A 12555-nucleotide genomic window follows, 5' to 3' on the forward strand; every position below is an offset into this window, starting at 1 on the left:
CCATGTTCGCGCGGCTCTTCGGCAAAAAGGGCGAGGCCCAGGCCAGCGCGGCAGCCACCGCCACGCCGGTCGTTCGCCGTGCCGATGCGCTGCTGCGCCGGCTTGAATGGACCGTGCTGCGCCGCCTCGACGGCCTGCTGCAAGGCGACTACCGCACGCTCATGCGCGGCTCCGGCCTCGACCTGGCCGACCTGCGCGAGTACCAGCACCACGACGATGTGCGCCACATCGACTGGAACGTTACCGCCCGCCTGCAGGTGCCGCATGTGCGCGTGTTCACCGAAGACCGCGAGATGGCCGCCTGGTTCCTGCTCGACCTCAGCCCCTCGGTGGACTTCGGCTCGGGCGAGCAGCGCAAGAGCCAGGTGCTGCTGGACTTCACGGCGGTGCTCGCGCGCATGATCGGCCGCCGCGGCAACCGCGTGGGTGCCGTGCTGTATGGCTCGCGCGGCCAACCCGTGGTGGACGCGGTGCTGCCCGCGCGCGGCGGGCGCACACAGGTGCTGCGCATCATGCAGATGGTGCTGCAGCCGCCGAAGAAGCCCGAGCCCGACAGCAAGGACGGCGTGACGCAACTCGCCGATCTGCTGCGCGCGGCGCTGCACACCGTGCACCAGCGCGGCACCCTGTTCATCGTGTCCGACTTCATCAGCGAGCCCGGTTGGGAAAGGCCCTTGGGCGAGCTTGCGCGGCGCCACGACGTGGTGGCCGTGCGCCTGCTCGACCCGCTGGAGCTGGACCTGCCCGACCTCGGCCTGATTCCGATCCGCGACGCCGAAACCGGCGAGCAGCTGATGGTCGACACGCACGACGCCGGCTTTCGCCAGCGCTTTGCGCGCATCGCCGCGCAGCGCGAAGCGCAGCTGCGCGAGAGCCTGGGCCGCGCTGGCGTGGACACGCTTGAACTCGCCACCGACGACGACTTGGCCGAGGCCGTGCTGCGCTTCATCGAACTGCGCAAACGCCGCCAACGCAATGCGCGCAACGGGCAAGGTGGGCCGCACGTGCCCACCCAACTGCCCACCCGGGACCGCCGCAGTCTCTCCACCCCGCGTGCGCGCGAAGGAGCACGACCATGATGACCAACTGGTTGAACCATCTGCCCGTCAATTTCCTCTGGCCGCAATTGCTGTGGCTGTTGCTCGCATTGCCGCTGCTCGTGCTGCTCTACGTGTGGCTGCTGCGCCGGCGCAAGCAGACCGCGCTGCGTTACGCCAGCCTGTCGATCGTGCGCGAAGCCATGGGCAAAGGCCCCGGGTGGCGCCGCCATGTGCCCCCCGTGCTGCTGCTCATGGCCATCGCCCTCATGCTGATCGCCTCGGCGCGGCCCATGGCCACCATCGTGCTGCCGTCGAACCAGCAGACCATCATCCTGGCCATGGACGTCTCGGGCAGCATGCGCGCCGAAGACGTGCAGCCCAACCGGCTCGTGGCCTCGCAGAACGCCGCCAAGGCCTTTCTGGCCGACCTGCCGCGGCATGTGAAGGTCGGCATCGTCGCGTTCGCGGGGTCGGCGCAGGTGGTGCAGCCCATCACCCTCAGCCGTGAAGACCTGGTGGCCGCGATCGACAAGTTCCAGCTGCAGCGCGCCACGGCGATCGGCAGCGCCATCGTGGTCTCGCTCTCCGAACTGTTCCCCGAGCAGCGCATCAACCTCGGCGACATGACCTACAGCCGCAACACCGACCCGTTCGCGCCCAAAGGCCGCTCGCTGGACCAGGCCAAACCCGACGAGAAACCCTTCACCCCCGTGGCCCCGGGCTCGTACAGCTCGGCCGCCATCATCCTGCTCACCGACGGCCAGCGCACCACCGGCGTGGACACCGCCGAAGCCGCCAAGATGGCGGCCGAACGCGGCGTGCGCGTCTACACCGTGGGCGTGGGCACGGTCGACGGCGAAATCATCGGCTTCGAAGGCTGGTCCATGCGCGTGCGCCTCGACGAAGACAGCCTCAAGGAAGTGGCGCGCCTCACGCAGGCCGAGTACTTCTACGCCGGCACGGCCGAGAACCTGAAGAAGGTGTACGAGACCTTGAGCTCGCGCCTGACGGTGGAGAAAAAGGAAACCGAAATCTCCGGGCTGCTCGCGCTCGCAGCCTCGCTGCTCGCGCTCTTGTCGGCGGGCTTGTCGGTGCTGTGGTTCAACCGGATTCTCTGAACACGGCGGGTGAAGACGGCGTTGCTCAAGCGCCGTTGCCGTAGTCGAGCTTCGGGTACCAGTCGGTGCCGCGCCCGCCCGGTGTCAGGTCGAGGATGTTCCACAAGGGCGTGGGGTCGGGCGCGCCGCGCGGGTCCTGCCCGGGGTCGGCCGTGGTGCCACCCAGTTCGGCGCCCCAGAAGTGCCGAACCTGGCCATCGCGCCGGACCCAGACATCCAGCGCCGGCCACTCTTCGCCGTTGGGTGCCAGGCCTCGGTAGTCGCGCGCAAAGCGGTCGCCCACGGTGGCAAAGAACTTCAGGTTGCGCCAGCCGCGCTCGCGCGCGAAGGCCAGTTGCCGCTCCACTGGCGAGCGGCCGATCACCGCGATCGCCACGCGTTGCGCGATGTCCCGGGCGGGAATGTCCAGTGAGCCGATGAAGGCTGTGCACATCGGGCACGGTCTTTCGCGCTGCGGTCCGTACATCCAGAAATACGTGACCAGCGTGTCGTGGGCGCCGAACAGCGCAGGCCATCCCACGGTCTTGCCGGTCTCGTCGCGGAATTCGTAGTCCGCGGCCGCGCCACCGGGCGGCAAGGCGCGCCGCTGCGCGGCCACGCGCTCGATGTGTCGCCGGAGTTCGATCTCTTCGGCCAGCAACGCCGTGCGCGCGGCGCGGTAGTCGTCGCTGTCGTTGGGGTAGGGCTGGCTTGCGGCCGCGGCCAGCTCGCTGGCGGGTTTGAGGGAGGAAGTCATGTTCACGCACTCCTTTCTGTAAACGATGTACCGCTGTGGCGCAGGTGACAAGCCACCGGCAATCGAGATGCCTGATACCGCAAAAAAGACGCTGCGCCAGGCCCGGCACAATGGCGCCCCATGAACCAGAAAGCAATCATTGCGGGGGGTGGCATCGGCGGACTGGCGTGCGCGCTGGCATTGGCCCGTGTTGGTGTGCGCTCGGTGGTGCTGGAGCAGGCCGAAGCCCTGGGCGAGGTGGGCGCGGGTTTGCAGCTCGGTCCCAACGCCACGCGCGTGCTGGACGAGTGGGGCCTCACGGAAGCCCTGCGGGCCTGCGCGGCATACCCCGAAGCGCTGTATGTGCGCGACGCGCACACCGCGAGGCAGCTCGGCCATCTGCGCCTGGGCGCGATGTGCCTCGCGCGCCACCGCCAGCACTACGCCACGCTGCACCGCGCCGACCTGCACAGCCTGTTGCTGGGGGCGCTGCGGCGGTGGCCCGAGGTGCAGGTTCGCCTGGGCGCGCGCCTGGCGTCCTACACTTCCCACGAGACGGGCGTGCGGGTCACCCTGGACAACGGCGATACCGTCACCGGTGACGCGCTGATCGGTTGTGACGGTTTGTGGAGCCGCGTGCGCGAGCAGTTGCTGGGCCCACAGCCCGCGCCGCGCGCCACCGGCCACCTGGCATACCGTGGCATGTTGCGCGTGCCCCAGATGCCCGCGCCGCTGCGCGCCAACATGGTGACCGCGTGGTTGGGCCCTCGCTTGCATGTGGTGCACTACCCGGTGTCGCAGGGCGACTGGATCAACGTCGTGGCCGTGGTCGAGGGCGCGCTCAAGCCCGGCCACCACGATCCGCGGCAATGGACGCACGAGGCCCATGCGGCCGATCTGCGCCAGGCGCTGGGCCCCGCCTGCGAAGACCTGATGGCCGTGTTGGCGGCGGTGCCCGAGTGGACCCTGTGGCCCTTGCACGAGCGCCCACCGCTGCGCGGCGCGGACGAACAGGCCCAAGGCCGCGTGGCGCTGCTGGGCGATGCGGCCCATCCGATGCGGCCCTATTTCGCCCAGGGCGCTGCCATGGCGATCGAAGACGCGTGGACGCTGGGGCGCCTGTTGCAGCCTGACGCCCGAAACACCGAGCGCGACATCGATTGGCCCGCGGTGCTGGCGCGCTACGCACAGACCCGCTGGCAGCGCAACGCGCGCGTCCAGCAACTCTCGCGGCGCAACGGCACCATCTTTCACGCACAAGGCCCGCTGCGCTGGGCGCGCGACCGGGCCATGGGTTTGCTCGGCGAACGTTTGCTCGACAATACGTGGCTCTACGACGGGCCACCCGAACCCGCAGCCGAACCCCACCCGTGAGCGGCATTTGTTTTTTCCAGAACCCGAGGCAGACACGACCATGACCGAACCCCAAGCCCCCATCCTCTCCACCCGCCGCCACGCCCTGGCCACGGCCGCAGCCCTGGTGGCCGCCACCGTACTGCCCAGTGCGCATGCACAGCGCAGCCCGGCCGCGTGGCCCAACCGGCCGATCAAGCTGGTGGTGGGTTTCCCCGGTGGCTCTTCGCCCGACCTCACCGCGCGCCTGCTCGCCGAGCCGCTGTCGCAAGCGCTCGGCCAACCCGTGATCGTCGAGAACCGTCCCGGCGCGGGCGGCAACATCGCGGCGGCCCTGGTGGCGCGCGCCGATGACGACCACACCATCGGTTTGATGATCAACGGCAACATGACCATCGCCAAGATCCTCAACCCCGCGACCACCTACGACCCCATCAAGGACCTCACGCCGGTCTCGCTCATCGCCGTCGCCCCATTGGTGCTTGCCGTGCCCGCCGCCGTGGCCGAAAGCGGCGCGGCCTACATCGCCGCCGCGCGCACGGCCGGCGACAAGTGGAACTACGGCACGCCCGGCGTGGGCACGGTGGCCCACCTCGGCATGGAGTTGCTCAAGTCCCGCGCCGGCATTGCGCCAGTGCACGTGCCGTACCCTGGCAACCCGCAGGTGATCACCGCGATGATGGGTGGCCAGGTGCAGATGTCGTTGCTGCCGCCCGGCCTGGTCATGCCCCAGGTGCGCGCCAACAAGCTCAAGGCGATCGGTGTCACCTCCACCGGCCGCAGCAGCCTGGTGCCCGACGTGCCCAGCCTCACCGAGGCCGGCGTGCGCGACTTCCAGCTGGAAATCTGGAACGCCGTGGCCGCACCGAACAGCCTGCCGAAGGCCCATGTGAACCGCCTCGCCACGCTGCTCACCGAGATCGTGCGGCGCGAAGACATCCGGCAAAAACTCTTCGGCCAGGGCTGGCAAGTCACCGGCACCGGCCCCGAAGGCCTGGCGCGCCGCATCAAGAGCGACACGGCCGCCATGGCCGAGGTCATCAAACGCAACAACATCCAGCCGGGCTGATCCCGACGTAGTCGTCTCGCCGTGGCGGAGCCGGGTGCCGGTTCGCTGCGAAAAAAATCGAATGAGGGCCGTGGCTTCGATGCAAGCGCGGCCCTTTTTCTTTGTACGCGCAGGCGCACCGGGCATTTTTTCGTTCACCGATCGGTGACGGAACGGCCTTTTCCAGGTTGTGAAAATCTGTAAATCCGGTCGCGAAAACGTATCTCTTCAACAGCCCGCCAGCCGCGAAAGGTATAAAACCCCTACATAAATCACACAGCAGTTGTTGCAAAGAGACGCTGCATGTCGTGAAACAAGGTTCAAGCCGCACAGGTGACAACTTTCAGGGGGGAAATCATGTATTGCATGCCGGGCGCAAAGCCCACCATTCGCATTGGCCGGTGAGGGAACTCTATGGCGAACGTCTTTGCGATCCATTCCGTCTGCGGTTCGATCGCGACGTTTCTCCAGAACACCTACCCCGCGAACCACCACGGCATGGCCATGCCGTCGTGCAGTTTCGAGGTGCTGTCGTCCAACCAGATGGCCGGCACGCTCGAAGACACGAACCGCGTCAGCCTCTTTCTCTACCGCGCCACGGTCAACGAGCACAGCCGCCAGCAGCGGCCCGCGCGCGCGCCGAACGCCACGCCCGCACCGCTGAGCCTGGACCTGCACATCCTGGTGTCGGCCTGGAGCAACAGCGCGCTCGATGAGCAGGTGATGCTGGCCTGGACCATGCGCCAGCTGCATCTGTACCCGCTGCTGGACGCTTCGTCGCTCACGCCGGAACCCGGTTGGGACGCGGACGAGGTGATCCAGATCGTGCCGACCGAACTCTCCAACGAAGACATCATGCGAATCTGGGATGCGCTCGAACCGGCGTACCGCCTCTCGGCTTCGTACATGGCCCGCACCGTGCGGCTCGACCCCGACGACCTGCCCGAAGACCGCCCGGTGGTGGCCACGCGCCTTGCCTTCAGAAGTCCGGAGGCGCTCACATGAGCTTCGTGTTCGAAACCTCGCGGGAGCTGGAGCGCGTCGAGCGTCGCGTGCTGGGGGCGATGTGCTGTGTGGACGCCACCACCGGCGCCCCGCTCAGCCACCCCCTTCGCATCGCCGCGCCCGCGGGCGCTCGCATTCGGCGCAACCGCAGCGGCCTGTTCGTGATCCACGATTGGGCGCCGCTGGCGCACCACGCGTCGGCGTTCCTGAACGCGCCCGCCGCGCCGGCGCAAGGCGAGGCGCCGCCGCTCACCGTCACGGTCTCCGACCCTTCAGGGCAATACCTGCAGCGCCTGGTGCGCGTCGATCTGCCGCGCGACGCCGATGCGGCCAACGTCGGCTTGCCCGGTTCGCTGTTTCGTCCGCTCGTGGTGCCGATGTACCCGAGCGCGGCCAGTCGGGTGGGCCCCAACTGGGCCGCGCTCAGCCTGAGCCTGCGCGATGCCGTTGGTGGTGATGCGATCGGTGGCGTGTTGCTGCGCGTGCTCAGTGGCATGCAGGTGTTGGCGCGGGGACTGTCGGACTGGCGCGGCGAGGCCCTGGTGCCGGTGGCCGGCATCCCGGTCACCACCTGGTCGGCCGAGCCGGGCGATGTGATCGTGACGCAGATCGAGGTCACGGTGGAGGCCATCGCCGACCCGGCCAGCATGACGCGCACACCGCAGGCCGACGTGGCCGCGGGCCGCGCTCCCCTTTTGTTGCCGCTGGTGGATCCGGCGGCCGTTGAAACAGCGCGTGCGGGCCTGCCACAGGCCAGCACGGTTGTCAGTCTGGCGGCCGGTCGACCGCTGCACGTGTCCCTCGAAATCCCCTTCTGAGGCTGAAGGGGCGGTAGCGATTGATGTCCCCCAAAACCGTTGTTCACAAGGAGATGCACCATGCCTGAATACCTCGCGCCAGGTGTCTACGTCGAGGAAACGAGTTTCCGCGCCAAATCGATCGAAGGCGTGGGCACCAGCACCACCGCGTTCGTGGGGCCCACGCGCAAAGGGCCGTACCGCACGGACGTCAACACGCCGGAGTCGCCCGAACTGCTCACCAGCTACGGCGATTTCGAGCGGCTCTACGGTGGGTTCGCCGACCTCTCGCTGGGCACCGGTGTGCCGGCCACCAACTACATGGCCCATGCCGTGCGCGCTTTCTTCAACGAAGGCGGTTCGCGCCTGTACGTCTCGCGCGTGGTCGGGGCCGATGCCGTTGTCGCCGAGGCCGAGGTGCTGGCGGGCACCGCCGAAGGCGTGGCGCTGATGGCCCGCTTCCCCGGCGCCGCGGGCAATGGGCAGGTGGTGGTGCGCGAGAGCAGCGCGCCCGCGTCCGAAACCACGCTGACCAACGCGCCGGCCGGCAGCATGGTGCGCGCCACCCTCTCGGGCAACCCGGCGCTGGTGGTGCGCGTGGGCAACAGCTGGCGCCCCGCCGCCAACCTGGCCGGCACCGAGGTCACGCAGGCCAACGTGCTGGCGGGCGCACCGCAGGTGATCACCGTGTCGGTGCTCACCCTCGATGGCGATGGCAACAGCACGAGCTATGAAGACCTGGGTCTGGCGGCTTCGCACCCGCGCTGGATCGGCCATGTGCTGTCGGCCACGCCGTCGCGGCGCAGCGACCATCTGCAGAACCTGTTCGCCATCGGCATCGGCGCGGATGTCTCGCCGTCCGAGCTGCACGCCGGCCTGTTCAATGGCGCGGTGCAGAACGCCGCGGGCCAGCCCGAGCGCGTGTGGACGCTTGCCGGTGGTCTCGACGGTGGCCAGCCCACGCCGACCGACTACGCGCTCGCGCTCTCCGAAATCGCGTCCATCGAAGACGTCTCCATCGTTGCCGCGCCGGGCAGTTCGGCCTACGGCGCGGGCGATGGCAACGAAGACAACCCGCAGGCGATTGCCAGCGCCTTGATCGCGCATGCCGAAGGTCGGCGTGCCTACCGCATTGCCGTGCTCGACACGCCGGCCGAACTGCTGCCGACCACGGCGCGCACCTACCGCGGTCTGTTCGATTCGAAGTACGCCGCGATGTACTACCCGTGGGTGGTGGTGTCCAACCCGCTGGCGCGTCCGGGCCGCGAAGACATTCCCAAAGAAATCGCGTTGCCGCCGTCGGGCTTCGTCAGCGGCATCTACGCGCGCAACGACGTGCAGCGCGGCGTGCACAAGGCGCCGGCCAACGAGGTGGTGCGCGGCGCGCTGCGCTTCGAGGTCGACGTGAACTTCGCGCAGCAGGAGTTGCTGAACCCGGCGGGTGTGAACTGCCTGCGCTTCTTCAGCGGGCGCGGCAACCGCGTGTGGGGCGCGCGCCTGATCTCCAGCGACCCCGAGTGGAAGTACGTGAGCGACCGGCGTTACTTCAACTACCTCGAAGCGTCGATCGACCGCAGCACGCAATGGGCGGTGTTCGAACCCAACGGCGAGCGCCTGTGGGCCAACGTGCGCCAGACCATCGCCGACTACCTCTACAACGAGTGGCGCAGCGGTGCGCTGCTCGGCACCTCGCCCGAAGAAGCCTTCTTCGTGCGTTGCGACCGCAGCACCATGACGCAGAACGACCTGGACAACGGGCGCCTGATCTGCCTGGTGGGCGTGGCCATCATCAAGCCGGCCGAGTTCGTGATCTTCCGCATTGGCCAGAAGACGGCCGATGCCCGCGAGTGACAACGACAACCACCCCTCAAGGAGCTGAACCACCATGGCCAACCGCACCACACCGTACGGCGCATTCAACTACCTCGTGAACTTCGATGGCGGCGAGGTCTTCGGCGGCTTCTCCGATGTCAGTGGCATCGGCACCGAAGTCACCATCGCCGAGTACCGCAACGGCAACGAGAAAGAGAACCATGTGCGCAAGGTTGCCGGCATCCACAAGGTGTCGGACGTCACCTTGAAGCGCGGCATCCTCAACTCGAAGTCGCTGTTCGACTGGATCCAGCAGACCCGCACGCAGGGGCCGGCTGCGCAGCGCAACGTCACCATCACCCTGCTCGACGAAGCGCATGCCCCGGTGCAGACCTGGGTGCTGCGCGGCGTGGTGCCCATGAAGTACACCGGGCCCACGCTGGCGGGCAAGGGTGGGGGCGACGTGGCGATGGAGGAAATCGCGCTGTCGGCCGAGGCCATGGAAATCAGCGCATAGAGAAACACCCCCGCCGCGCTTCGCGCGACCCCCTCAAGGGGGCGACACCTGGGGCCGGCGGAGCCGGACCTTCGGTGTCTCTGGAAAGGGTGCCTGCTGTCGTGGCGGGTTTTCTCTCCGGTTGTGTGGGTTCTTCGGTAGTCATCTGGACCTTCGACCATGTCCTTGATCTTCGAAACGGCAACACCCGCGCTGCGCACAGCACCAGAGCGCGCCGACGTGGCCTGCTTCGTCGGGTTCATCGCCCGACGGCGCGAGCAGCCTTTGCCCGAGGCGGTGCGCCAGCAGTTGCGCGAAGCGGGGTGGGTAGACGGTCCTTGGCGCCAGGGGGCGGATGCGCTCGAGGCCCTGGAGAACGTGCCGGTGGTGATCGACAGCTGGGCGCTGTTCGACCGCCTCTACGCGTGGGACCAGCGCCCCGTGGGCCGTACGCCCGATCCGGTGACGGGCGAACAACCGCACTGCGCCACGTACCTCGGCGCGGCGGTGCGCAGCTTCTTTGCGCGGGGTGGGCGGCGCGCGGTGGTGGTGCGCGTGGGCGACCCCTGGGCGTTTCTGGAATCGCCGTCGAACCGCGCGGCCAAGCGCCGTGCGCGCCTGGGCCGCTTGCTGCCGGGCTTCGACCACGGCGCGGGCGTGGTGCGTGTGTTCGATCCGCTGGACCCGAGCACCTGGCAAGGCATTGAACACCTGGCGGGGCTGGGTGAGGCGAGCCTGCTGTGCATGCCCGACCTGCCCGATGCCTGTTCCACCGAACCGCGCACGCCGCCCGTGGGCGTGGCGCTGGCGCCGCCGCCCGAAGGCTTTGTGGAATGCAGCGAAGAGGAGCCGCCCTTGCCGGTGGACACGGGTTTGCGCGCGCTGCTGGCGCCGCGCCTGGACAGCCAGGGCTATGGCCCGTGGCGCGTGGCGGTGGCGGCGGTGCGCGCGTTTCTGGCGCGGCACCAGCGCGAGGTGTTGTTCGTCGGCGCGCTGCCTTTGCCGCGCGAAGACGCGCGCCGACCGTTGAGCGAAGGCGGCGTGCACGCGCACAGCGACATGCTGGCCTTTCTGCGCCGCAGCGGTGTGTTCGAGGCCGTGGGCCAGCACGACGCGAGCGACCTCTCCATTGCCAGCGCCTTCGTGCAGCTCGGTTACCCGTGGCTGAACACCAGCCTGTCGGTCGACTTGCCCGAAGGCCTGGAGCCGCCCGATGGTGTGCTGGCCGGCTTGCTCGCGGGCAGCGCTCTCGCGCGTGGCACACACGCCAGTGCGGCGGGCGAGTTTTCCCTGCCGCGCCTGCGCGATGTGCAGAGCGCGGAACCCGTGCCGGCCTGCGGCGCCGGCCCGGCGTCGCCGGCTGCGCGGCTGGCCGAGCGGGTGTGCCTGTTCGCGCCGCAAGCGGGCGGCTGGGCGCTGCAGTCCGACGTGACCACCAGCGCCGACGAAGCCTGGCGCGGCGGTGGCGTGAGCCGGCTCATGGCCACGCTGTTGCGCGCCGCGCGCCTGCGCGGGCAGGGGGTGCTGTTCGATGGGAATGGCCCTGCGACCTGGAGCCGCCTGCAGCGCAGCTTTGAAGAATTGCTCAAAGGTTTCTGGCGTGCGGGCGCGCTCTCGGGCGCCACGCCGCAGGAAGCCTTCAGCGTGCGCTGCGACCGCGGCACCATGACGCAGAACGACATCGACAACGGCCGCCTCGTCACCGAGATCACCGTGTGGCCCGCGCACAGCATCGAGCGCATCACGGTGGTGCTCGCGCTGGCCTCGGCGGGTGTGGGCCATGCCGACGCGAGGGAGGTGGCCTGATGCCGTTCGACGCACAGTTCTCCGCGGGTGCTTCGGCCAGCGCTTCGGCGGGCGTGGGGGCGAGCGCCAGCGCATCGGTCAGCGCCTCGCTCGGTCTGGGCGAGCGCGGCAGCCACAGTGCGGGCGCGCAGGCGCAGGGCCGCGACGTCGCGGAAAACCTGCTGCCACCGCTGATTCCGTTTCGCTTCCACGTGCGCTTTCGCCAGGCCAGCGACGGCGCTCAGCAAGGCAACGAGGTCGACATCTGCAGCGGCGCTTTCGCCGAGTGCACCGGCCTCGAAGCCACCATGGAACCCAAGCAGATCCGCGCGGGCGGCATGAACGTCGGCTCGGCGCAGCGCGTGGGCCAGGTGAGTTTTGCCACGGTGATCCTCAAGCGCGGCATGACCAGCACACGCCATTTGTGGAAGTGGTTCCAGATGGTGTCCAGCGGTGGCTATGCCACGCGCATGGACGTGGAGATCGACGTGCAGAACGCCGCGGGCGAAACCGTGCTCACCTGGGGCTTGTCGCAGTGCATGCCGGTGAAGTTCAAGGCCGCCGATCTCAATGCCAAAGGCACGGAGGTGGCGGTGGAAGAGCTGCACCTCGTGCACGAAGGCCTGTCCCTCGTCACCCCTGGGGGTTGAAGCATGCCCGAGTCCACCACCGCCATCGCCGAGTTCAAGACGCTGCCGCCCGCGCCGGCCCTCACCGTCAAGGCGCACTTCAACCCGGCGTCGCTGCAGTACACCGTGTCCAACACGCTCGGGCCGGCGGCGCAGGGTGCGGGCAGCCGGCAGTACGTGAGCGGGACCACCGCCAAACTCGTCATGGACCTGGTGTTCGACACCACGGCCAAGAACCCCGGCGGTGAAGTGCAGGGCGGTGAGGACGTGCGCACCTACACCGACAAGATGGCGCAGCTGCTCAAGCCCTTCGGTGGCGAAGACACCAAGACACCGCCGCGCGTGGAGTTCAGTTGGGGCGCGTACAAATTCGTCGGCACGGTCGAGCAGTACAAGGAAACGCTGGACCTGTTCTCGGCCGACGGTGTGCCGCTGCGCGCGGGCGTGAACCTCACGCTGGCCAGCGACGCGCCCAATTTCGACAGCGAAAAAAACCCGCAGGCCTCGGTCGACTCGGCCGATGGTTTTGCGCCGGTGGAAGTGCCGGGTGGCGCAGGGCCATCGGGCGTGGCGAATGCGGGCGGCAACCCGCGCGCGGCGCGCGCTGTCGCGAGTGCCAATGCATCCGCCAGTTTGCGGTTTGGTGGCAGCGCCTCGCTGTTGGTGGACGCCCATGTGTCGCTCGGTGCGCCGACGGCTTTTGCCTCGGGCTCGGCGTCGTTGGGTGCGGGGATCGGGGCGGGGGCTGGCATCGGTG

At 68.7% G+C, this 12555-nt stretch carries 12 protein-coding genes; 11 read left to right on the forward strand and 1 reads right to left on the reverse strand.

Translation table 11 applies throughout. The annotated features are described in order from the left end of the window. The first annotated feature begins 2 nt into the window (after positions 1-2). The gene (locus tag FFS09_RS18080; protein ID WP_137920292.1) at positions 3-1079 is read left to right on the forward strand and encodes a DUF58 domain-containing protein; all 1077 of its coding nucleotides are present in this window, start codon (positions 3-5) and stop codon (positions 1077-1079) included. Next, complete coding sequence (locus FFS09_RS18085) at positions 1076-2158, forward strand: VWA domain-containing protein (RefSeq protein WP_252374418.1); 1083 nt, start codon at positions 1076-1078, stop codon at positions 2156-2158. Before FFS09_RS18080 ends, FFS09_RS18085 begins: the two co-directional genes overlap by 4 nt. Before the next feature lie 25 nt (positions 2159-2183). On the opposite strand, the gene FFS09_RS18090 is transcribed toward FFS09_RS18085, so the two are convergent. Beyond that, a complete protein-coding gene (locus FFS09_RS18090; protein WP_502703743.1) occupies positions 2184-2900 on the reverse strand; it encodes a DUF899 family protein in 717 nt (238 codons plus the stop codon). A gap of 114 nt (positions 2901-3014) precedes the next feature. On the opposite strand from FFS09_RS18090, the gene FFS09_RS18095 reads away from it, so the two are divergent. From FFS09_RS18095 to FFS09_RS18135, 9 genes are all read left to right on the forward strand, one after another. Beyond that, positions 3015-4247: an FAD-dependent monooxygenase gene (locus tag FFS09_RS18095; RefSeq protein ID WP_137920294.1), complete on the forward strand. Its 1233-nt coding sequence runs from the start codon at positions 3015-3017 to the stop codon at positions 4245-4247. 40 nt (positions 4248-4287) lie between these two features. After that, a complete protein-coding gene (locus FFS09_RS18100; RefSeq protein ID WP_137920295.1) occupies positions 4288-5295 on the forward strand; it encodes a Bug family tripartite tricarboxylate transporter substrate binding protein in 1008 nt (335 codons plus the stop codon). 393 nt (positions 5296-5688) lie between these two features. After that, on the forward strand, positions 5689-6279 hold the full coding sequence (locus FFS09_RS18105; RefSeq protein WP_137920296.1) for a Pvc16 family protein: 591 nt from the start codon (positions 5689-5691) through the stop codon (positions 6277-6279). After that, a complete protein-coding gene (locus FFS09_RS18110; protein ID WP_137920297.1) occupies positions 6276-7097 on the forward strand; it encodes a hypothetical protein in 822 nt (273 codons plus the stop codon). The genes FFS09_RS18105 and FFS09_RS18110 overlap by 4 nt, the downstream gene beginning before the upstream one ends. A 60-nt stretch (positions 7098-7157) precedes the next feature. Next, complete coding sequence (locus FFS09_RS18115) at positions 7158-8927, forward strand: phage tail sheath subtilisin-like domain-containing protein (protein ID WP_137920298.1); 1770 nt, start codon at positions 7158-7160, stop codon at positions 8925-8927. Positions 8928-8961: 34 nt separating this feature from the next. After that, positions 8962-9405: a phage tail protein gene (locus tag FFS09_RS18120; protein WP_137920299.1), complete on the forward strand. Its 444-nt coding sequence runs from the start codon at positions 8962-8964 to the stop codon at positions 9403-9405. A gap of 159 nt (positions 9406-9564) precedes the next feature. Continuing rightward, entirely contained in the window at positions 9565-11190 is a 1626-nt protein-coding gene (locus FFS09_RS18125) for a phage tail protein (protein ID WP_137920300.1), read from the forward strand. Then, on the forward strand, positions 11190-11819 hold the full coding sequence (locus tag FFS09_RS18130) for a phage tail protein (RefSeq protein ID WP_137920301.1): 630 nt from the start codon (positions 11190-11192) through the stop codon (positions 11817-11819). The genes FFS09_RS18125 and FFS09_RS18130 overlap by 1 nt, the downstream gene beginning before the upstream one ends. 3 nt (positions 11820-11822) lie before the next feature. Next, the coding region (locus FFS09_RS18135; RefSeq protein WP_502703744.1) for a CIS tube protein at positions 11823-12555 on the forward strand (733 nt) is incomplete at its 3' end.

It is taken from the genome of Hydrogenophaga sp. 2FB (genome assembly GCF_005503365.1).
Lineage (GTDB): Bacteria > Pseudomonadota > Gammaproteobacteria > Burkholderiales > Burkholderiaceae_C > Hydrogenophaga.

Bases quoted from the DNA above. Each gene is read 5' to 3' on its own strand.
- FFS09_RS18080 (WP_137920292.1), top strand. From the start codon at position 3: ATGTTCGCGCGGCTCTTCGGCAAAAAGGGCGAGGCCCAGGCCAGCGCG.
- FFS09_RS18085 (WP_252374418.1), top strand. From the start codon at position 1,076: ATGATGACCAACTGGTTGAACCATCTGCCCGTCAATTTCCTCTGGCCG.
- FFS09_RS18095 (WP_137920294.1), top strand. From the start codon at position 3,015: ATGAACCAGAAAGCAATCATTGCGGGGGGTGGCATCGGCGGACTGGCG.
- FFS09_RS18100 (WP_137920295.1), top strand. From the start codon at position 4,288: ATGACCGAACCCCAAGCCCCCATCCTCTCCACCCGCCGCCACGCCCTG.
- FFS09_RS18105 (WP_137920296.1), top strand. From the start codon at position 5,689: ATGGCGAACGTCTTTGCGATCCATTCCGTCTGCGGTTCGATCGCGACG.
- FFS09_RS18110 (WP_137920297.1), top strand. From the start codon at position 6,276: ATGAGCTTCGTGTTCGAAACCTCGCGGGAGCTGGAGCGCGTCGAGCGT.
- FFS09_RS18115 (WP_137920298.1), top strand. From the start codon at position 7,158: ATGCCTGAATACCTCGCGCCAGGTGTCTACGTCGAGGAAACGAGTTTC.
- FFS09_RS18120 (WP_137920299.1), top strand. From the start codon at position 8,962: ATGGCCAACCGCACCACACCGTACGGCGCATTCAACTACCTCGTGAAC.
- FFS09_RS18125 (WP_137920300.1), top strand. From the start codon at position 9,565: ATGTCCTTGATCTTCGAAACGGCAACACCCGCGCTGCGCACAGCACCA.
- FFS09_RS18130 (WP_137920301.1), top strand. From the start codon at position 11,190: ATGCCGTTCGACGCACAGTTCTCCGCGGGTGCTTCGGCCAGCGCTTCG.